This is a genomic window from Streptomyces tanashiensis (genome assembly GCF_014648895.1).
Taxonomy (GTDB): Bacteria; Actinomycetota; Actinomycetes; order Streptomycetales; family Streptomycetaceae; genus Streptomyces; species Streptomyces tanashiensis.
On record NZ_BMRZ01000002.1, the window covers coordinates 573,313 to 594,408 of the forward strand.

The 21,096-nt window shown below is 71.9% G+C and carries 12 protein-coding genes and 1 riboswitch; of the genes, 6 read left to right on the plus strand and 6 right to left on the minus strand.

The window, feature by feature from the left end:
• Window positions 1-137: 137 nt before the first annotated feature.
• On the plus strand, window positions 138-3,152 hold the full coding sequence (locus tag IE237_RS08305) for an SCO1167/SCO6262 family helicase (RefSeq protein WP_229842443.1): 3,015 nt from the start codon (window positions 138-140) through the stop codon (window positions 3,150-3,152).
• Window positions 3,149-4,591, plus strand: coding sequence for an SWIM zinc finger family protein (locus tag IE237_RS08310; protein WP_189801152.1), 1,443 nt, complete (start codon window positions 3,149-3,151; stop codon window positions 4,589-4,591). Before IE237_RS08305 ends, IE237_RS08310 begins: the two co-directional genes overlap by 4 nt.
• Here the strand turns inward: IE237_RS08310 and IE237_RS08315 are convergent.
• Together IE237_RS08315 and IE237_RS08320 are read right to left on the minus strand one after the other, a co-directional pair.
• Window positions 4,572-5,429, minus strand: coding sequence for a hypothetical protein (locus IE237_RS08315; protein WP_189801153.1), 858 nt, complete (start codon window positions 5,427-5,429; stop codon window positions 4,572-4,574). The two genes, IE237_RS08310 and IE237_RS08315, sit on opposite strands and share 20 nt — an antisense overlap.
• Window positions 5,430-5,815: 386 nt before the next feature.
• Window positions 5,816-6,670 (minus strand): bifunctional 5,10-methylenetetrahydrofolate dehydrogenase/5,10-methenyltetrahydrofolate cyclohydrolase, encoded by an 855-nt coding sequence (locus IE237_RS08320; RefSeq protein ID WP_189801154.1) that lies wholly within the window; start codon window positions 6,668-6,670, stop codon window positions 5,816-5,818.
• 28 nt (window positions 6,671-6,698) lie between these two features.
• A riboswitch (ZMP/ZTP riboswitch) is annotated at window positions 6,699-6,806 on the minus strand.
• 275 nt (window positions 6,807-7,081) lie between these two features.
• Here IE237_RS08320 and IE237_RS08325 point away from each other — a divergent pair.
• Both IE237_RS08325 and exaC read left to right on the plus strand, forming a co-directional pair.
• On the plus strand, window positions 7,082-8,503 hold the full coding sequence (locus IE237_RS08325) for a GAF domain-containing protein (RefSeq protein ID WP_229842549.1): 1,422 nt from the start codon (window positions 7,082-7,084) through the stop codon (window positions 8,501-8,503).
• 44 nt (window positions 8,504-8,547) lie between these two features.
• Entirely contained in the window at window positions 8,548-10,071 is a 1,524-nt protein-coding gene (gene exaC, locus IE237_RS08330) for an acetaldehyde dehydrogenase ExaC (RefSeq protein ID WP_189801620.1), read from the plus strand.
• A 1,167-nt stretch (window positions 10,072-11,238) separates the two neighbouring features.
• Here exaC and IE237_RS08335 read toward each other — a convergent pair.
• On the minus strand, window positions 11,239-11,691 hold the full coding sequence (locus tag IE237_RS08335; protein ID WP_189801155.1) for a hypothetical protein: 453 nt from the start codon (window positions 11,689-11,691) through the stop codon (window positions 11,239-11,241).
• A gap of 832 nt (window positions 11,692-12,523) precedes the next feature.
• Here IE237_RS08335 and IE237_RS08340 point away from each other — a divergent pair.
• Window positions 12,524-12,904 (plus strand): hypothetical protein, encoded by a 381-nt coding sequence (locus IE237_RS08340; protein ID WP_189801156.1) that lies wholly within the window; start codon window positions 12,524-12,526, stop codon window positions 12,902-12,904.
• A gap of 930 nt (window positions 12,905-13,834) precedes the next feature.
• Here the strand turns inward: IE237_RS08340 and IE237_RS08345 are convergent.
• Window positions 13,835-18,058 carry a S8 family serine peptidase gene (locus tag IE237_RS08345; protein WP_189801157.1) on the minus strand — a complete coding sequence of 1,408 codons (4,224 nt, stop codon included), beginning with the start codon at window positions 18,056-18,058 and terminating at the stop codon, window positions 13,835-13,837.
• A 91-nt stretch (window positions 18,059-18,149) separates the two neighbouring features.
• Here IE237_RS08345 and IE237_RS08350 point away from each other — a divergent pair, with 91 nt between their 5' ends.
• A complete protein-coding gene (locus IE237_RS08350) occupies window positions 18,150-19,103 on the plus strand; it encodes a helix-turn-helix domain-containing protein (protein WP_229842445.1) in 954 nt (317 codons plus the stop codon).
• Between the two features lie 277 nt (window positions 19,104-19,380).
• Here the strand turns inward: IE237_RS08350 and IE237_RS08355 are convergent, their stop codons facing one another.
• Both IE237_RS08355 and IE237_RS08360 read right to left on the minus strand, forming a co-directional pair.
• The gene (locus tag IE237_RS08355) at window positions 19,381-19,530 is read right to left on the minus strand and encodes an integrase (protein WP_189801159.1); all 150 of its coding nucleotides are present in this window, start codon (window positions 19,528-19,530) and stop codon (window positions 19,381-19,383) included.
• A 348-nt stretch (window positions 19,531-19,878) separates the two neighbouring features.
• Complete coding sequence (locus IE237_RS08360) at window positions 19,879-21,018, minus strand: PucR family transcriptional regulator (protein ID WP_189801160.1); 1,140 nt, start codon at window positions 21,016-21,018, stop codon at window positions 19,879-19,881.
• Window positions 21,019-21,096 lie beyond the last annotated feature (78 nt).

Here is a 21,096-nt window from a genome sequence, read left to right on the forward strand (position 1 = left end):
GGGGGTGGGGCGAGCCCCACCCCTCCCCGAGCACCGGCCGAGTGTGGCGTGGATCACTTGAGGGAGGTGCACATCCGGGGACTCTCTCGGGTACCATCGGCGACTCGGTCTCCAGGTAGTCAAATTTGAGGAATGCGTTGTCGCTCTCGCACGGATCCGATGAATCGGCCCGCGAACCCGCCCAGGAACCCTCCCTCTCGCACGAACTCGTCCGTCACTCCGCCGTCTTCCTCCCCGCCGATCCGCCCCGCGCCGGGCGGATCGCATTCTGGGCACCGGACGGCGAACCGTGGGCGGACCCTGCCGACGCCTCCGCCGGTGACACGGCGATCACGGTCGTCGAGGACGACGGTCTCCAGGCCGTCACCGTCGCCGCCCGCTCCCTGTCCGTACGGGACGCCCTGCCGTTGCTCGCCCGTGCCCGTTTCTCGGACACCGCCTCCCCCGCGACCGCCTTCTGGGGCGCCGCGTCCCTGTTCGCCCTGGACCTCGTCGCGCGCGGACTGCTGCTGCCCGGCCTCACCGCAACCGACCACGACGCCTGGCGTGTCGGGCCCCTCGGCCCCGGCGAACTGGCCGAACTCCGCACGCTCGCCGCGTCGATGCCGCCCGCCGCGCACGCCGTACCCCTGCCCGCCCGGGCGCCCTCGGCCGACGACGTACCGGTATCCGACGACGTAGCCGTCTCCGACGACGAGCAGCTGCTCCTGCCCGAGCCCGAGGCGCTGCTCCGTGCCTTCGCCGACGCCGTGGCCGACACACTGCCCCGTACCCCAGCGGCTCCGCTGGCAGCCGGCGGACCCGCCTTCGCGGCCGGCGAACCGCAGACCGTTCCCGAACAGCGGGCGTGGGCGGCCGACGTGGCGGCGGTGCACGACGCCGGCATCCGGCTCTCGCTCCGGCTGGAACTGCCCGGATTCACCGCGGACGCGCGGGAGGCGCCCGGCTTCCGGGCCGTGCTCCAGCTGCACGGCGTCGCCGACCCGACCATGGTCGCGGACGCGGCGGAGGTGTGGGCCGGCTCCGGTCGGGCCGGGGCCACGTTCGGCCCCAGGGCCCGGATGGACGCCCTCCTCGCACTCCGGCGCGCCGCCCGTGCCTGGCCTCCGCTGTCCCCTCTCCTGTCCGCGGCCGTACCCGACACCGTCGACCTCGCCGACGAGGAGGTCGCGGAGCTCCTGGGCCCGGCGGCCGAGGCCCTGGCGGCGTCGGGCGTCCTGATCCACTGGCCGCGCGAGCTCGCCGACCGGCTCACCGCGCGCGCGGTGATCGGCCCGGCGGCAGCCCACGCCGGAGCCGAGGTCTCGGCATTCCGCGAGGGAGTCGGCGCCGACGAGACGGACGCTGCGGACTCCACCGATGCCGCCCACGCCTCCGGGCTGCCCTCCTTCCTCGCCGCGGACTCCCTGCTCGCCTTCAACTGGCGCTTCGCCGTCGGCGACCACGAGCTCACCCGGGCCGAACTCGACCGGCTCGCGGAGGACGGCCGGCCGCTCGTACGACTGCGCGACCGCTGGGTCCTCGTCGATCCGGCCGAGGTGCGCCGGGCCCGGACCCACCAGGACCGCAAGGTCACCCCGGTGGACGCCCTCTCGGCCGTCCTCACCGGCACGACCGAGGTCGACGGACGCCCCGTCGAGGTGGCCGCGACCGGCTGGCTGGAACGGCTGCGGGCGCGACTCGCCGAACCCGAGGGCGACCGGCCGGAGATCGCGCAGCCCCCGGCGCTCGCCGCGACCCTGCGCGACTACCAGCTCCGCGGACTCGACTGGCTCCACCGCATGACCTCGCTCGGCCTCGGCGGCTGCCTCGCCGACGACATGGGCCTCGGCAAGACCATCACGGTCATCGCCCTGCATCTGCACCGGCAGACCGACCCGGCGTCCGCGGGACCCACCCTCGTGGTCTGCCCCACCTCGCTCATGGGCAACTGGCAGCGGGAGATCGAGAAGTTCGCACCCGGCACACCGGTGCGCCGCTTCCACGGCGCGGCCCGTGACCTGGAGGACTTCGCCGACGGCGGCTTCGTGCTCACCACGTACGGCACCATGCGGCTGGACGCCGAGCGGCTCGCCGCCCGGAACTGGGGGCTCGTCGTCGCGGACGAGGCACAGCACGTCAAGAACCCGTACTCGGCGACGGCCCGGCAGCTGCGCACCATCGGGGCACGCGCGCGCGTGGCGCTGTCCGGCACGCCGGTCGAGAACAACCTCTCCGAGCTGTGGGCGATCCTCGACTGGACCACGCCGGGTCTGCTCGGCGGCCTCGGCGCGTTCCGGACCCGGTTCGCCGCCGCCGTCGAAGGCGGGCGGGACCCGGCCGCCGCCGAACGGCTCGCCGCACTCGTGCGCCCCTTCCTGCTCCGCAGGCGCAAGTCCGACCCCGGCATCGCCCCCGAGCTGCCGCCGAAGACCGAGACCGACCGGACTGTCTCCCTGACGCCCGAACAGGCCGGTCTGTACGAGGCGGTGGTACGGGAGACGCTGGCGGCGATCGCCGAGGCCGACGGCATGGCGCGCCGGGGCCTCGTCGTGAAGCTCCTGACGGGCCTGAAGCAGATCTGCAACCACCCCGCCCAGTACCTCAAGGAGGAGCGGCCGAAGATCGAGGGCCGCTCGGGCAAGCTGGAGCTGCTCGACGAACTCCTCGACACGATCCTCGCCGAGGGCGCCTGCACCCTGGTCTTCACCCAGTACGTGGGAATGGCCCGGCTCCTGGAGACGCATCTCGCGGCACGGGGCGTGCGGACGCAGTTCCTGCACGGCGGTACCCCGGTCGCCGAGCGCGAGGCGATGGTCGCCCGCTTCCAGAGCGGAGACGTACCGGTCTTCCTGCTCTCCCTGAAGGCCGCCGGGACGGGGCTCAACCTGACGCGCGCCGAGCACGTCGTGCACTACGACCGCTGGTGGAACCCGGCCGTGGAGGCCCAGGCCACCGACCGGGCGTACCGGATCGGTCAGGACCGGCCGGTGCAGGTCCACCGGCTCATCGCCGAGGGCACCATCGAAGACCGGATCGCCGCGATGCTCGACCGCAAGCGCGAGCTGGCGGACACCGTCCTCGGGACCGGCGGGGACACCCCACCGGAACTGACCGAACTGACCGATGCCGAACTGGCGGAGCTGGTGCGACTGCGAGGGGACGGACGATGAGCGGGTACGGACAGGGGCGCGGCCACGGGAACGGGCACGGGGACGACGAGCGGACCTTCGAGGCCTTGCCTCCGGCGCCCGGCGGCGGATTCACCCGCACCTGGTGGGGACGGGCGTGGCTGAAGGCGCTGGAGGACACCGCGCTCGACGGGCAGCAGCTCAAGGCGGGACGCCGGCACGCGCGCGCGGGGGCGGTGGGCGCCGTCTCGGTGCGGCCCGGCCGGATCACCGCGCTGGTCAAGGACCGTGACGGCACGGCGTACCGCGGCGACGTGCTGGTGCGCGAGTTCTCCGAGGAGGAGTGGGACCGGCTCCTCGACCTCGCCGTGGACAGCGCCGGCCACATCGCCGCGCTCCTCGACCGCGAGATGCCGCCGCACCTGGTGGAGGACGCGGCGGCGGCCGGACTCGACCTGCTGCCGGGCATCGGGGACCTCGACCCGGAGTGCGGCTGCGAGGCCTGGGACCACTGCCCGCACACGGCGGCGCTCTGCTACCAGGTCGCGCGCCTCCTCGACGAGGATCCCTTCGTCCTGCTGCTGATGCGGGGGCGCGGCGAACGCACGCTCCTGGGCCAGCTGCAGGCGCGCAGTGCCGCACGGGCCGCCGCGCCGTCCGCGCACGGCGGGGTGGAGACGCGCGGCGCGTCGGCCGCCGGGCCGGAGGGGGCCGGCGGGATGCCGGGCGTGTCGGCCGAGGAGGTGTTCGCGGCGGCGTTCCTGGTACCGCCGTTGCCCGCTCCCCCGGTCGCCCCCGCCACGCCGGGCCGGTCGCCGTCCCTGGACACCGACACCCCGCCGGAGCCGGGGGTCGACCCGGCGGCCCTCGAGTTCCTCGCGGCGGACGCGGCGGCACGCGCACACCGGCTGCTCGGCGAGGTGCTGGGCGGCGGGGCCGGCGCGACAGAGGTCGGTCTGACGGGCACTCGCTCGCCGGAACCGGGTCTGGCGGTCGCTCACTCGACAGGGGTGGCTCTGACGGTAGCTCACTCGACGGGAAGGGGCCTGACGGTCGCTCAGGACGCGGTCCGACTCGCGGCGGGCGCGCCCGTTCCCTGGATCGCGGCACGGCTCGCCTCCGGTTCGGGGAGGTCGCGGGCCGATCTGGACCTTGCCACGCGCGCGTGGCGGTTCGGGGGCGCCGCCGCCCTCGCCGTACTGGACGAGGAGTGGACGCCGGACACCGAGGCACTCGACCGGGCAGGGCTGCGGCTCGCCGAGGCCTGGGCGGACGACGAACGCCCGGTGCTGCGGCGCGCGGGCGGCGCGCGGTGGACGGTCGTGGGGGCGGAGGCGCAGCTGCGGCTCGGCGAGGACGGGCGCTGGTGGCCGTACCTGAAAGCCGGGGCCCGCTGGTCCCCGGCCGGCCCGGCCGACCGTGACCCGGCGGCGGCCCTGGCGACGGCGCTCGCCGCCGGTACTACTGGAGCCGGTGGCTGAGCGTGCCGTCGGTGGCGGCCAGGCTGCAGGCGACGGTGTCCGCGCCGAGGAGGTGACTGGTCCGGTACGGGTACTGGACGAAGGTCGTCCAGCGCGTGCCGACCGGCTGCCTCGCGGCCTTGCGGCGAAGCGGTTCGCGGCAGAGGAGGGTGGCGGCCTCGCGTACCGCCTGATCGGTGGCGAAGGTGCCGACCAGGCGGGGCCGGGCGACGAGTTCGGCGCGGTGCGGCGCGTCGCAGCGCCGCCGGAGGGCGGTGCCCGGCGCGTCGCGGTCGATGTCGAAGCACTCGCCGACGCGCAGCGTCTCGAACGAGACGGGCCGCTCGGGAGGCCGGGCCCCCGTCGGGCGGCCGGACGGTGTGGCGCGGGTCGAGGGCGTGCCGGGCGTGGGGGTGGTGCTTCCGGAGCGGGACGGCGTCGGCGACGGGCTGCCCTCCGGATCCCCCACGCGCCTGTCGGACGCCGTAGGCGTCGGCCTGGCGCCGATGGTCGTGGGGTGCAGGGGCGTTTCCGTACTCGGCGTGTCGGCCGCCCCCGCTCCGTTCGTCGCGGTGGGTTCGGCCCGTCCCGTGCCACCGGTGACGACGGGGGACGGCACACCGACAGAGTCCCCGCCGGGTCGGCCGTCGGCGATTCCGCCGGCCTCCGCTCCTCCCCGGGCGGTCAGGAAGGCCCCGGCCACCAGGGCGGCCGTCAGCAGCGGCACCAGCGGCACGCCGAACCAGCGCGCGCGCCGCGCCGCCGGTCCCGGCCGGGCGGCGCCCAGCCGCACGAACCGGGCCGACCACGCCGACTCGGCACCGGCCGCGAAGGGCTGGGCCGTGGGGTGCTCGTCCACGAGGAGCGCGGAAGGGCGGGGTTCGTGCGCGATCGGTGCGTCCGAACGCGATTCGGGCGTCGCGCCAGGGGCGACCTGACGCAATTCCGGCGTGACGCCGGATGCGCTCGGACCCTGTGGGGTCGTCGCGCCCGGTGTGGTCGGGCGCGGCGAGGGGCCCGCGCCGGCGGGTTCGGGCGTGTCGGAGGCACCCGGACGGCCCGGCTCGGGCGCGGGAGGGACGGAGGACGGGTCGTACACAGGGACCAGGTTCTCCGTTCGACGGCGGCACGGCCAGCGTTCACCGGCCGCCGGACGCGGCAGGTACGGAATCGTGACCATCGCCGACCGCGCGCGCTCACGCCACCGCCGCTCCTCCGTCACCGCCGCCGCCCGGTCACCGTCGCCTACAGGCCGAGCTGACGCTCCGCGCCCTCGACCGTCTGGGCGAGGAGCACGGCGATGGTCATGGGGCCGACACCGCCGGGGACCGGGGTGATGAGGGAGGCGCGCTCGGCGGCCGAGGCGAAGTCGACGTCGCCGACGTTGCCCGGGTTGTAGCCGGCGTCGATGACGACGGCGCCCGGCTTGACGTCCTCGCCCTTGATGAAGTTCGGCTTGCCGACGGCGGCGACGAGGATGTCCGCCTCGCGGACGACCGAGGAGAGGTCCTTGGTACGCGAGTGGCAGTAGGTGACGGTGGCGTCGCGGCCGAGGAGGAGCAGACCGGCCGGCTTGCCCAGGATGGCGCTGCGGCCGACGACGACGGCGCGCTTGCCGCTGAGTTCGACGTCGTACGCGTCCAGGAGGCGCATGATGCCGCCGGGCGTGCAGGAGACGAAGCCGGGCAGACCGAATCCCATGGCGGCGAAGGAGGCCATGGTGACGCCGTCGACGTCCTTCTCGGGGGCGATGGCCTCGAAGGCGGCACGCTCGTCGATGTGCGGGCCGACCGGGTGCTGGAGCAGGATGCCGTGCACCTCGGGGTCCTCGGAGAGGGCGGTGATCGCCGCGACGAGCTCCTCGGTGGTCGTCTCGGCGGGCAGCTCGACGTGCTTGGAACGGATTCCGGCCTTCGCGCAGCGGTTCTGCTTCATCTTCACGTACGTGACGGAGGCCGGGTCCGCACCGACCAGGACGGTCGCGAGGCACGGGGTCACGCCGGTGCGGCGGGTGATCTCGGCGGCTCGGGCGGCGGTCTCCTCGACCGTGCGGCGGGCGAGGGCCGTGCCGTCCATGAGGGTGGCGGTGCTGGTGGACATGGCAACTCCTGGGCGTCGTCTCTGACCGGTTTCTCGCCCAGGCGCACGGCATCGGCACGGTGGTGCCTCGGGGGCACGCTCCGCCGGGCCGCTCCCCGGTGGTGATCCACCTCAAGCGCCAGTCACGGCCCGAGCCCCACTCTACGTGAGGGGTCGGGGGCCGGTCCCGGACAGGGTGCATATGCCGTGGTGCGAGGGAGCTTGTCGGCACCTCTCGGGCCCACCACGATGAGCGCGACGGGCCGGGACGACCTCGACGAGGAGGCCGAGTTGAGCGATGCGTGGGTGGCGGCGGAGCCACGGACGGAACGGACACCGGCGGAGGATCGGGGACGGGAGGACGGTCCTCGCCGGAGGACGGACCGCGGCGCGGCGAGCGGACGACGCTCGGCGACCACCCGGGGCGCGGGGATCGACACGGGCGGGGAGACTGCCCCGGGCGATCGGCCCGCCTCGGGCAGGGAGACCGAGTCGGGCAGGGGAACCGCCCCGCGCAGGGGAACCACCCCACGCAGGGACTCCGACTCCGGCAGGGAGGACAACCCGCGCAGGGACACCGGCCGGGGCGGGGAGACCAACCCACGCGGGGAGACCGAGTCGGACAGGGAGACCGGCCCGGGCAGGGAGACCGAGGCGGGCGCCCGCGAGGCCCGGCCGCTGGTCGCCGCGTCCTGGCGCCGGTCGGTACGCGCGCGCGTGAGTCCCGACGGGGCGGCACGGGTGGAACTGGACGAGGACGAGCTCGCCGCGTACCGGGAAGCGCATCCCCTCACCGCGGCGATGCCGGTGATCCGGGAGCTGATGGGGGCGTACGCGACGGACGGAGAGCATCTCCTCGCGGTCTGCGACGCCGCCGGGCGGATGCTGTGGGTCGAGGGGCATCCGGGCACCCTGCGCAAGGCCCGGGGGATGAACTTCGTGGCCGGGGCCCGCTGGTCGGAGGCGGCGGTCGGGACGAACGCGCCCGGCACCGCGCTGGCCGTCGACCGGCCGGTGCAGGTGGTCGCCGCCGAGCACTTCCGGCGTCCCGTGCGGGCGTGGACCTGCGCGGCGGCGCCCGTGCACGACCCGCACAGCGGGAGGGTGCTCGGCGCTGTCGACATCACCGGCGGGGAACGGCTGGCGCACCCGCACAGCCTCGGCTTCGTGCAGGCGGTGGCACGCGCGGCCGAGTCCCAGCTGGCTCTGCTCGGGCCGGCACCGGAGCCGGGAAGGCTTCGGCTGTCGGCGCTCGGCCGGGACGAGGCGGTGCTCTCCGTGGGCGGGCGGAGGATGAGGCTGAGCCGTCGTCACAGTGAGATCCTGGTGGTCCTCGCCCATCGACCCGAGGGGGTGAGCGGCGACGAACTTCTCACGCTGCTGTACGAGGACGAGTCGGTCACCCCGGTGACGCTGCGGGCGGAGCTGTCCCGGCTGCGCGCGCTGCTCGGTCCGGACGCGCTGCGGTCGCGGCCGTACCGTCTCGCCGGGGCGGTGGACGCCGACTTCGCGACGGTCGACCGGCGGCTCGCCTCGGGGGCCGTCGCGGCGGCGGCCGGGGACTACGCGGGCCCTCTGCTGCCCGCGTCGGCAGCCCCGGGGGTCGTACGGCTGCGGGAGCGGCTCGCGGAGCGGATGCGGGCGGCGCTGGTGGACCGGGGTGATCCGGGGCTGCTCGCCGACTGGGCGTACAGCGCGTGGGGCGAGGACGACGTGGTGGTCTGGCGGGCTCTGTGCGCGGCCGTACCGGCGAACCTGCTTCCTCCCGTACGGGCGCGGCTCGACTCGCTGGAGACGGAACTGTGCGCCGGTGCAACGGGATTGCAACGTACGGGTCACCACACTCGGGCGTGAGCGCCGGCCAGGGACGGCCGGCGCGTCCCAGGGAGGCCATGTCCATGACTCGTTTCGCCGCACCCGGTACCGAGGGCGCACTCATGTCGTACCAGGTCCGCTACGACCACTGGATCGGCGGCGAGTACGTCGCCCCTGCGGCCGGCCGCTACTTCGAGAACCCCAGCCCGGTCGACGGCCGCCCCTTCACGGAGATCGCGCGCGGCACGGCCGAGGACGTGGAGCGCGCGCTCGACGCGGCGCACGCGGCGGCCCCGGCGTGGGGGCGGACGGCTCCGGCGGAGCGGGCGGCCGTGCTGCTGCGGATCGCGGACCGGATGGAGAACAACCTGGAGGCGCTCGCGGTCGCGGAGACCTGGGACAACGGCAAGCCCGTCCGGGAGACGCTCGCCGCGGACATCCCGCTCGCGATCGACCACTTCCGCTACTTCGCGGGGGCGCTGCGGGCCCAGGAGGGCGCGCTGAGCGAGATCGACGACGACACGGTCGCGTACCACTTCCACGAGCCGCTGGGGGTCGTCGCGCAGATCATCCCGTGGAACTTCCCGATCCTGATGGCGGTCTGGAAGCTGGCACCGGCGCTGGCCGCCGGCAACGCGGTGGTCCTCAAGCCGGCCGAACAGACTCCGGCCTCGGTGCACTTCTGGCTGAGCCTCGTCGCGGATCTGCTGCCGCCGGGCGTCCTGAACGTCGTGAACGGCTTCGGCGAGGAGGCCGGCAAGCCGCTGGCGTCCAGCCCGCGGGTCGCGAAGATCGCGTTCACCGGCGAGACGTCGACAGGCCGCCTCATCATGGGGTACGCCTCCGAGAACCTGAAGCCGGTCACCCTCGAACTCGGCGGCAAGTCCCCCAACATCTTCTTCGACGACGTGTGGGCGGCGGACGACGACTTCCGGGACAAGGCCCTGGAAGGGTTCACGATGTTCGCCCTCAACCAGGGCGAGGTCTGCACCTGCCCCTCGCGCGCCCTCGTCCAGCGCGGCCACTACGCCGACTTCCTGGAGGCGGCGGTCGCCCGCACGGAGACGATCGTCCCGGGCCACCCCCTGGACACGGACACGATGATCGGCGCGCAGGCCTCGGCCGACCAGCTCCGCAAGATCCTCTCCTACCTGGAGATCGGCCAGAAGGAGGGCGCGAAGATCCTGACGGGCGGCCAGATCGTTGAACATGGCGGCGAGTTGGCGGGCGGCTACTACGTGCAGCCGACGGTCTTCGAGGGCGACAACCGCATGCGGATCTTCCAGGAGGAGATCTTCGGCCCGGTGGTCGCTGTGACCTCCTTCACCGACTTCGACGACGCGATCCGCACGGCCAACGACACGCTCTACGGCCTCGGCGCCGGCGTCTGGACCCGCGACACCAACACGGCCTACCGAGCGGGCCGCGCGATCCAGGCGGGCCGCGTCTGGACGAACTGCTACCACGCCTACCCCGCCCACGCGGCCTTCGGCGGCTACAAGCAGTCAGGCATCGGCCGCGAGACCCACCGCATGATGCTGGACCACTACCAGCAGACGAAGAATCTTCTCGTGTCGTACTCGCCGAAGAAGCTCGGCTTCTTCTAGGGGTACAAGAAAGGGCGCCTGACCTGGGCTGTTACCCAGGCAGGCGCCCACCGGTCGCGTCGGCCAGCGCGAGATAGGTCATGCGGTGTAAACCCCAGTTTCCCCACTGCCATCCCACTCCTGACCAGCTCTTCCGGTCGATTTCCGGTCCGGCTGACGGGGTGGCACCCCGGCTGACACGGTCCCATTCCGCCATGGACGTAAGCTGACGCCTCCACATAGTTCCCTTCCTGGTTCCGGAACAGGCGACCGTCGGGCTCCACGCCGAACCTCTCTACGTGAGCGACAAGCATGCGGACGAACGGCGGCGGGATCGGGACGGGACGCGTTGCAGTGGCTGCGCGTCGCTTGAGGGAGTGATTCTCCCGCTGTTCCTCCCGTACCCCTTCTTCCTTCGACAGAAGCTCTCTTGGCCGTACGTACCGTCTGGACCGTCACCCACGGCTGTGGACATTCGGTCCAGCATGATCTGTCGCACCGCCCGGCGGACCGCCGTGCCAGGTGACCGGCGCGTACGCCGTGCTCGTCAGCGAGGGCTTCCCTGTCAAGTTCTGCGTGTTGAAGCATCGACGGACGGACTGTGCCACCTGCCCGCGGTGCGGCTGACCATCTCAATGCGTGCCTTGGACTGGGCATCGTGGCATGCGGGTGCGCTACCGAGGTGAGTGATCGGCCGGTGAGGTACTCGGGTCGGTCGAGGTCCTCCTGTAGTCCCGTTCCCGCGAGCGCCCAGCCGAGGAGTTCTCGGGTAGCGGTGCTAGACGCTGGCCCATCTCCTTCCGCATAGGCCGTGTGCAGGCCGACGTTCCGTGAGCACTGCACGCCGCACTCTCGGAATGCCCGCGGACCTCTGGCAGGCGTGCCCCCCCAGGTCGAAGACGACGGAGGTGGCGGCGGGGAAGAGCCAGCAGGTACCGACGTTGGAGAGGTGCCGTCGGGCGGCCGAAGGGCGCATCCAGGCGCCCGTCCTGCGCCAGCCGCAGGGCGGGGTTCGCACCGCTGTGGAACCGGGGGTGAAGGCATGCCGAATGCGCGGACCGGTCACTCGGTCCGCGCATTCGGCATCGCCGCGACCCGGCGTCGTCCGAGGGGCTGCTTGTCCGTCAGGCTCGGCAGCCAGAACAGCCGAAGCCAAGCAGCCGCGGACGCCACGTCTGCGTGGGCGATTTACTCGATGATCTTCTGCCAGGCGGAGCACTTGATCGGAGTCGTGTCCGAGGCGCCATCCACCGTGCACACCTTCATTCGGTAAACGTTGATGGAGTACAGGTTTCCGTCGGTCTTGTAGGCGCCACCGGCGTCTGCTCCCTTGCCGTTGTAGAAGCTGCCCCACTCATACCAATGTTCAGTGCCCGCGCTCACCTCGATGTAGGCACGCACACCGTGACCGTCGGCAAGGTAATCAAAGAGGCCGAAGTCATCGCCGTCGTCGTAGAAGTGCAGAGCTCCGGCGAGCTTGCCGTCACTGTAGAGGTATACAGCCTGGTCCGTAGCGGAGGCCGGAGTGGCGATGCCCACCAGGAGGGCGGGTACTGCCAGGAGGGTAAGCCATTTCTTGGACATGGAAACACCCTTGATTCGTTTCAGTGAAAAGATCGCACTGCACGGCAATCGTTCCACGTGGGACATGATGGAAGGTCGCACGTTGACAGCCACTTCAAGGGAGTGCGGAAATATCCGACCCCCGGAAATATCTGTGCGAGTCGCTGTTCTCGCCGACAGGCCAAGAACGTACACCGACCCGAACCCTTGCGCTACAGGTTTGCACCCAGGAATCGGTAAAGATCATTTTCATGTTTTCCGTGAAATTTCGGACTTCCCTTCATCGCCGGCCTGCCAAAGCTCAAGAAAACCTCAATGAAACACGCAACAGCACTGATTGACCGCCAAGGTCTGCAAGTGTTGGGAATGCTGCGGGCGTTCACGAGCCAGCACCATGCAGCCGCCGCAGGCGGCGCCCATCTCCCGTACAGTGGAAGGGACTTCGAAACGGAAGGTGGCCGGCCAGCCGCGCACCCGAGCACCGCGCACGGACCCGGTTGCGGGCGGGTGGTCCGCGTGAACTACCGCCGGATACTGGTGACTTGCACTGCATGGACCGCCAATCCCCGAGGAGAGAGGCACACTCGGCGCGCCATAGTCGGCGGAGGGTCCGGGCCACACCCCCACTTGAACGCCCACGACAGGACGGTGAAGAGTTGTCCGAAATTGCACGGCGAACGTGAAATGATCTTTGCCGATTCCTGGGCGCAAACCCGTAGCGCGAAGGTTCGGGTCGGTGTACGTTCTTGGCCTGTCGGCGAGAACAGCGACTCGCACAGATATTTCCGGGGGTCGGATATTTCCGCACTCCCTTGAAGTGGCTGTCAACGTGCGACCTTCCATCATGTCCCACGTGGAACGATTGCCGTGCAGTGCGATCTTTTCACTGAAACGAATCAAGGGTGTTCCCATGTCCAAGAAGTGGCTTACTCTCCTGGCCGTACCCGCCCTCCTGGTGGGCATCGCCACTCCGGCCTCGGCTACGGACCAGGCCGTATACCTCTACAGTGGCGGCAAGCTCGCGGGAGCTCTGCACTTCTACGACGACGGCGATGACTTCGGCCTCTTTGATTACCTTGCCGACGGTCACGGTGTGCGTGCCTATGTAGAAAAGAGCGAGTCGCCGTGGGCCTCCTGGTATAACGGCAAGGGGGCTGACGCCGGCGGTGTCTACAAGACCGACGGAAACCTCTACAGCATCTACACGTACAAGATGCGAGTGTGCACGGTGGATGGCGCCTCGGACACGACTCCGGTTGCCTGCTCCGAATGGGAGTACATTTACGAATAGTCCCTGATCTCGGTATCGTCGATTTCGTACCCAGGCCCGCAACGCCGACTCGGGGGCGGCCCGGTGGGGGCACAGGCTCCCGGGCCCCTGGGTACGGATCGTGCTGGGCCTGGCCCCTCTGCGTGGGCATCTGCGAGGCAGGCCGGCCATCGGTGCGGCAGCAGATACGCAGTCAGGCCTGTGCCCGCCGGGTGGTGGGCACGCCCGGCCACAGGTGTACGGCGGGGCGGGTGTCGGGTGGCCCGCGTACCGGCACATCGGCCCCGTCCGCCTAGCCTCCCGCGTCGCGAACCCGAAGGTGATCGATGCCCGCGGCACCCTAACCGCCGACGACTGGCGCGACGCCCGGATGGCAGCTCGACTGGCGCGCCGCGACCGTCTTCCGCTGGAAGGACCACTACGGGTGGCCCCGCATCAGCAACGCCGGCATCGCCCGATAGGCCAGGGCCGACCGGTCCAGCACCCTTGACCGAGTCCCGAAGGGGAGAACAGGGACTTCCCGCTCCCTGGCCTTGGAGCGGCCCACGGGCTCGCGTCTGCACGTCGATCCGGTGTGGGTATCCGTGCAGCCACCCACCTGACCCATCCGGTCCCGCCCCATCACTGCCACCCCAGCCGAGACACGGCCCTGGCGGGCGCCCATCGGACCAAGATCCGGACCATTTCCGGACCAGCCCCCGCCACAGAGCCGCACCTACTGCCGTTTCACAAGGTCAGCATGGGTGCAGTTGCTGTACCACCAGCAGACGAAGAACCTGCTGGTCAGCTACCCGCCGAAGAAGCTCGGCTCTTCTGGAGCCACAGAAAGAGGGGCCTGCGGGAGATTCTCCCGCTCGGCCAGGCGCGCGAGCGTCGACCGGACCCGGGAGTTCCGGGCCGGGTCGACGCTCGCGCCGGTCATGCGGTCACACGCGTCATGCGCGCGGTGGGTCAGCGGCGTAGCTTCAGGCGGTGCACCCCGCCGTCGACCGTGCCGACGTAGAGCGTGCGGCCGTCGGGGGCGGCGGCCAGCCGCGTGGTGTCGGTGTTCTGCAGGCCGCTTGAGATGTTCTCCCATGTGAGGCCGTGGTCGGTGCTGCGCAGTACACCCCGGCCGCCCTGGACGAGTCCGGACTCCCTGGAGCCGGCGGTGGCCGCGTAGAGCGCTCCGTTCACCCGCAGCAGGTCCGCGACGTGGAGCGCGAGCGGGCCGGTGTCGGCGGTGCGGAAGGTCCTGCCGTCATCGGTGCTGACCCGGACGGACGATCCGCCGACGACCAGGCGTCGGCCATCCATCACGATCGCGGAGACGGGGCCCTCGGCGACCTTGGTCTTGGTGACGCCGCCGTCGTCCGAGCGGTAGAGGCCCGAAGCGTTGCCGAGCCAGAGGCGCCGCGGGTCGCGCGGGTCACCGGCCATGGCATCGAAGGACCTCTCGTGGAAGAGGTTCTTCCACGTCCTGCCGCCGTCGGACGTCGCGAACAGCCCGTCGCCGAAAATGCTCCTGAAGCTGATCGCCACCCGGTCCGGGTCGGCCGGGTGGACCAGGATCGAGGTCGGTATCTCCGACGACGTGCCCTTCACCTGCCAGGTCCGGCCGGCGTCACCGCTGCGGGAGACCTCGAAGAGCCCGGTCGCGGTGCGCCGGACCTGCCACACCACCTTGGTGTCCTCGGGCGACACGGCGATGTGCGAGGTGAGGCGACCGGTCCTGCCCTCCGCCCCGGACTGGCCCCACTCGGGGCCGGCGACAGGGATCGCGGTGCGGTAGGTGCCGCTCACCGTTCCGGCGAGCAGCTGGTCGCCGCCGGCCGCGAGGGCGAAGGTGGTCAGGCCCTGGACGCCGATCCTCCGGTATCCGGTGCCGTCGGCGGAGCCGCGGTACAGGCCGTCCTGTTCGCTGGAGACGGTCACCGAGCCGTCGGCCCAGCGGTCGTAGTCCATCGCGATGGCGGCCTTCGAGGGGGCGGGCACGGGCTTCCAGGTCTTGCCGTGGTCGTGGCTCACCTGCCCGGCGCCGAACAGCGCGCGCAGGTACAGATCGCCACCGGAGGCGGACAGTCCGTTGCCGCCCTCCGCCAGGGACAGCAGGGTGGACCAGGTGCGGCCCTTGTCGTAGGAGCCGCGGACGCCCGTACCGGGGACGTAGGCCGCCACCACGGTGGAGTCGGCCGCCATGCCGCGCACGGTGTTCACGGGCTCGTCGAGAACGAGGTGCGCCGTACCGGGGTCTCCCTTGCCGACGCCGTCGATCCGCCAGACGCCGTCGAAGGTCGCCAGGTACAGGGTGTCGCCCACGAGGGTCGCCTCGCGGACGTCACCGGTCACGCCGGTGGGGTACGTCGCCCAGCTGTCGCCCGCGTCCGTGCTGACCAGCAGTGTGCCGTCGACGATCGCGGCGAGGGTACGGGTCTGCTCGTCCGCGACGAACTCGTCGATGTGCGCGTCGGGCACGTCGAGCTTGCGCCAGGTGCGGCCGTTGTCGTCGGTACGCAGGATCGTGCCCCGGCGGGTGGGGTCGGCGGCCGTGTTCACGGCGTACCACCAGCGATCGGGGCGGCGGGCGTCGACCACGACCGCTCCGGTGCCGTTGCCGTCGGCGATCGGCAGCCTGCCCACCTGGCGCCAGTTGGCGCCGCCGTCGGTGGTCAGCCAGGGGGCGGCCTTCCGGAACTGGGTCACGACGGCCTGCTTCGGCCGGGCGGGCGAGAGCGCGACGTGACCGGCCTCGCTGTTCGGGCCGATGGGCTCCCAGCGGTTGCCGCGGCTGTCCGCGGGGGTGACCTCGAAGGCGCCGGTTCCGGTGATCCGCCGGCCGTCGGTGGTCGTGGCCCGCACGGCCAACCGGTAGGCGCCGGCCGCCTTCCCGGTCACGTCGGCCTGGTAGTACCCGGCGCCGTTCATGGTGGTGGGCAGGGTGTAGGCCTTGCCGTGCGGCGGCGTGACCCTGATCTCCGGCGGCGCGTTCAGGGCGGCCGGGGCGGCGATGTGCACGGTGGAGCGGCCGTCGCTCGGGTCGGGGGACGCCTGGACGACCAGGTGCCGGACGACGAGCAGGTACGGCACCCGGAGGGCCGGGCCTCGCACGGGGGTGGCCGTGATCCGGCCGCTGATCTCCGTGTCGGTGGCCGGGCGGTCTGCACGCAGGGTGACGTCGACGGTTGCCGACCCCTCGGCAGGGACGGTCACACGCGGCGGAGACACGGCGGTGGGCCCGGTACTGCTGAGGGTGACGGTCAGCGGTGTCCTGCCGGGGTTGGCCAGGCGCACCTGCGCGGTGCCGCCGACGGTCCTGTCCGCCAGGTCGGCGAGGCCGAACGACACGGTCGTCGGGGAGGCGCTGAGGGTGGCCGACGCTGCGGCGGCCACGTCGAGCCGTCCGTTGCCCTGGGCGGTGGGGCCGGTGCCGGCGAGCTGCTTCGCGGTGCCGACCAGTGCGGACCTGATCTCTTCGGGGTCCTGGTCCGGGCGCAGTTGGCGCAGCAGGGCGGCGGCTCCGGCGACGTGCGGGCTCGCCATCGAGGTGCCCGACATGCGGTAGACACCGGGTGCGTACATCGAGGTGGGGATGGTGGAGCGGATCTCCACGCCGGGTGCGACCAGGTCGGGCTTGAGGCCGAAGCCGGTGCCGGGTCCGCGCGCCGAGAACGAGGCGATCTGGTCGGTGGAGTCGGTGCCGCGCAGGGTGACGGACACCTTCCCGGCGGCCAGTTCGCGGCTCAGCTGGGCGTACTGGGTCGTGTCGATGCCCATGACGACCAGGCGGTCCATGCGCAGCGAGTCGCCGGAGGCGGCGGTCCGGGTGAGGTCGGGGCGGGCGGGGGTGGTCGTGGCGCCGACCGTTCCCGGGGTGGCGGCGAGCACGGGTCCGCCCCCGGCCGGAAGGCCGCCGAGCACTGCGAGCGCGCCGCGCTCTTCGGCTTCGCGCGCCCAGTCGATGTCGCTCTGGCTCAGGACATCCGTACTGGGCGCGACGAGGATGTCGGCCCGCAGGATCTTGCCCCGTACGTCACCGACCCGCTTCCAGTCCTCGGCCGTGCCCGCGCCGACGTCCACGAGCGGCGCGGTGACCGGTTCCCGAGGCGGGTTCGCGGACAGGACGCCCCGGTACGTCTGGATCAGCTCGGGCTCCTTGCCCGCCAGGTACGCGCTGGGTATCCGCAGCCCGCTGGTGGAGGCGCCGACCGCGATGACGCCGTCGGCCGACGCCGGAGTGTTGACGGTGCCGCTGCCGGGACCTTCGTTGCCGGCCGCGGCGACGACGACCACTCCGGCCCGCACGGCGGCGGTCGCCGCGCGGCCCAGCGGGTCGGTGCCGTCACCGGGGCCGCCGAGGCTCATGTTGATGACGTCGGCCCGCTGGGGGTTGGCGGGGTCGGCCGCCGCCTCGATGCCGGCGATGATGTCGGAGGTGTAGCCGCTGCCGTCGGCACCGATGACCTTGTAGGCCAGCAGGCGCGCGTCGGGCGCCATGCCGGTGACGCCTCCCTTCCTGACCGCCTTGCCCGCGATGATGCCCGCGACGTGGGTGCCGTGACCGTTGTCGTCCATCGGGTCGTCGTCGCCGTTGGCGAAGTCGAAGCCGCCGACGACCTTGTGCCCCTTGCCGAAGCCACCGCCCAGGTCGGGGTGGCCGTAGTCCACGCCACTGTCCAGGACCGCCACCACGGTGCCCTTGCCGGTGACCTTCACACCGGCCGGGGCCTCGCGCTTCCAGACCTCGGGCGCACCGGTGAGCGGAACGCTGATGTCCGTGCGCACCTGTATCCGGGTGTCGGGCCGGACGGCGACGACGCCCGGCAGCGCGGCCAGCCGCGCCGTCTCGGAGGCGGGCACCGTCATCGCCACGGCGTTGACGAGCAGGCCGAGTCTGCGGGGCGAGGCGGGGTGCAGTCCGGCTTTCCCCACCGTCCTGACGAAGGCGTCCTGCCGTGCCGCCAGGGCCCGTCGGGCATCGCCGACGGCGGAGGCGGTGCCGGCGGTCAGGGAGGTGAGCGAGCCGCCTGGGGCGGCTGCCACGGCTGCGTCTCCGGACAGCTCGACGATGACCCGCTGGTTCGGGTCGGGTGACTTCGCGGTCGCGGTGCCGGGTGTCGCGGTGAGCGTCCCGGCCAGCGCCACGGTGGTGACCGTGGCCGCCGCCAGGCGTCGGCTTCTTCGTGGGTTCTTGGCCATGGGCAGAAGTCCTAGCGCCGAAGTCACGCTCCGTACAACGGATCTTGGCGGCCCATTGCTGCACTTGGCACAAGTGGGCCAGGATCCGCACATGACGAACGAGCTCACCGCGGCAGGCATCGATCCGTTCGACGAGAGCGTCTACCGGGCTGTGTTGACACGGCGTACGGCGGCCCCGGCCGAGCTCGCCGCCGACCTGGGCTGCTCCCCTCTCCGCGTCGCCAGGGCACTGGACCGACTGCACGACCACGGCCTGGTCGGGCGGCTCGCGGGCGTCCGACGCCGGTACGCGGCGATCGAGCCGGGAGCCGCGGTCGAGTCACTGGTGCGAACCAGGACCGCGGAGTTGGACCGGGTCCGTTCGGCGGCGGGCGAGCTGTCCCGCCTCTTCGCGGCGGCCCAGGCCGGCACCGCCGGGGAGGACGAGGTGGAGATCACCACCGGCCGCGAGGCGCTCGGTCGCTGGTTCGTCCGCCTCCAACAGGAGGCGCGCGAGGACGTCATGACACTGGATCGGCCGCCGTACGCGCTGACCACGTCCAACCCGGTGGAGAGCAACGCGCTGGGGCGCGGGGTGCGCTACCGCGCGGTCTACGCCCCCGAGGCGCTGGAGTGGCCGGGGGTGCTCGAGGACATCCGAGGACTCGTGAGCCGTGGCGAGCAGGCCCGGGTGATGCCGGGCCTGCGGATCAAACTGGCCATCGCGGACCGCCGGCTGGCGCTGATGCCGCTCTCCCTGGACCTCGATGGCGTGCGCGCCGCGGTCATCCGCCCCTCCACGCTGCTGGACGCCCTCACCGACTACTGGGAACTGTGCTGGAAACAGGCCCTGCCGCTCGACGCCCCCGCCCAGGACCCGCTCGGCGAGGAGGACCGTCTGGTGCTCACCCTGCTGGTCAGCGGCCTCAAGGACGAGGCCATAGCCCGCCAGCTCGGCTGGTCGGTCCGCACCATGCGCCGGCGCATGAGCCGCCTCCACGACCTTCTGGGCGCGGTGAACCGCTTCCAGGCCGGTGTCGTCGCGGCACGCCGCGGCTGGATCTGACCCACCGTCGAGCCGGGGCCGATCTCGCTGGTCAGCGTGGGGTCATCGGCTGCACCACCAGCGGACGAAGAACCTGCTGGTCAGCTACTCGCCGAAGAAGCTCGGGTTCTTCTAGGGACACAAAAGGAGACGCCTGACCTGGGCTTTCACCGGTCAGGCGCCTCTCGCTGACACCGCACAGGGAGGGAGCTCGTTTGCGCCGAAACTCCCAGTTCGTCCCACCGGTTTCCCACCCCTGACCAGCACTTCCGGACCAGTCACGGACCAAACTCCGGACTCACCGCTCAGGTGCCTGGCCCCGGCTGACACGGTCCCACTCCTCCATGGACTTCTCGTTGAGGCGGTTGGCCTGCGCTCGCACGCCGTCCAGGAACTTGGCGTAGTGCCGGAAGAGGTCGCCGAGGAGGACGTCGTGGGAGCCGCGCACCCACTCGGCCCCGGCGAGTCCGCAGGGACTGAGGTGCCACCTCGGCAGGGCTGCTGACCTCAGAACGGCGCACCTCTTCTCCCGAGGGCAAGCCAACGGCGGTCAGGCTCCGGCCGGCGTCACGGCCTCCGTCAGAGCGAGTGGGGCCGGGATGTACCCGCTCGGCCGACCGCCGCCCAGCAAGGGCTCTCTCCGAGAAATGCCACGTTTGTGAGACGGTTCGAAGAAGCCCGACCCGTGCCACGAAGTGCGAGACCCTACAAACGGCACCGTATTCTCAGCGTCGATTGCGTACACGGGCCATAGTGGATCGCTCGCGGACTCGGTCGTGGACGGTCGAAGTATGCGTCAGCTGACCCGAAGACCGACCGCCAGCGTCAGTTCAAGGACCCGATGCGGCGATGCGAGATCCGGAAACAGCTCCCGCAGCTGCGACATCCGGTACCGGACGGTCTGGGGATGGACGAACAACGCCGCCGCCACCTCGTCCCGCCTGCCCTGGTGCAGCAGCCACTCCCGCAACGTCTCCTCCAGCCGCCGTGCGGTCGCGACAGACAAGGTCCGCAACGGTGCGAGGGCTCGGGCACGCAGGTCTGCGAACGCGTCCACGTCGGCGCTCAGCACCAGCTCGGGCAGGTGGTCCTCGGTGTCGCGAATATCAGGGGAGAGGGAGCGCGCGCGTACGGCGCGTGCGTACGAGGCGGACGCACGAGTCCATGGCCGGGCCGGGCCGACCACGGCGGTGCGGTCGGTCAGCTGCCGCAAGAGATGTGACCGGTCGGCATCGGGGACGAGCAGCACACCGAAGGCGTCCGGCAGATCGTCGAGGACGAGGGTGCTCGGGTCGAGCGCGCGGTAGGCAGGCCGAGCCTGGGCGGCGGGCAGCAGAACCGCGGTCAGCGAAACCGGAGGCTGCCACCCGGCCCGTTGAACAGAGGCCAGCAACACGTCCGGGCTCGCGCCGGCGAGGAGGTCGCGGGCCAGGTGTTCCAGGTGGCGCTCGTGGGCCCTGCCCCGGGCGGCCAGTTCGTCGGCGTGGCCCGCGGCGCTCGCGGCGGAGAGCTCGTCGATGTAGGCGAAGGTCAGCTCGGCGAACTTGGCGACCTCGGCGGCGGGCAGGCCTGCGGGTACTGCACCCGCTGCCAGGCATCGCCAGGCCACGCGGGCGCCGACGCGGTATGCGCTGAGCAGGGCGTCCATCGAACGGCCGGATCGCACCTCGCCGCGGCCCAGCTCGTAGGCTGCGTCACCGGCGTCGCCGCCTGTGGCGTTCCCGCTCGCGAGGTCCAGGTAGTGCCCCAGGGCGGTGCGGACGGCTCGGCGGATGGTGCCGCCCATGCGGCCCGAAAGGGCGTTGGCGTAGGGAGGGACCTCGTCGATGATCGCCTGGACGACCTCGTCGGCGGTGGTCTTCAGCGCGGCCCGAAGTGCGGTGACCGTCGTCTCATCCAGGGCCAGTTCGGTGACCCTCCGGATTGGATGGCTCATGCTTTATTCCCTGCGAACAATTCAGCCGACCAGATTTACGTCCTACGGTCAGGACTTTACGCCCTGAGGCGCAGCAAG

Coding starts and splice junctions, on each gene's coding strand:
- IE237_RS08310 (WP_189801152.1), top strand. CDS start 3,149: ATGAGCGGGTACGGACAGGGGCGCGGCCACGGGAACGGGCACGGGGAC.
- IE237_RS08320 (WP_189801154.1), bottom strand. CDS start 6,670: ATGTCCACCAGCACCGCCACCCTCATGGACGGCACGGCCCTCGCCCGC.
- exaC (WP_189801620.1), top strand. CDS start 8,548: ATGACTCGTTTCGCCGCACCCGGTACCGAGGGCGCACTCATGTCGTAC.
- IE237_RS08340 (WP_189801156.1), top strand. CDS start 12,524: ATGTCCAAGAAGTGGCTTACTCTCCTGGCCGTACCCGCCCTCCTGGTG.
- IE237_RS08345 (WP_189801157.1), bottom strand. CDS start 18,058: ATGGCCAAGAACCCACGAAGAAGCCGACGCCTGGCGGCGGCCACGGTC.
- IE237_RS08350 (WP_229842445.1), top strand. CDS start 18,150: ATGACGAACGAGCTCACCGCGGCAGGCATCGATCCGTTCGACGAGAGC.
- IE237_RS08360 (WP_189801160.1), bottom strand. CDS start 21,018: ATGAGCCATCCAATCCGGAGGGTCACCGAACTGGCCCTGGATGAGACG.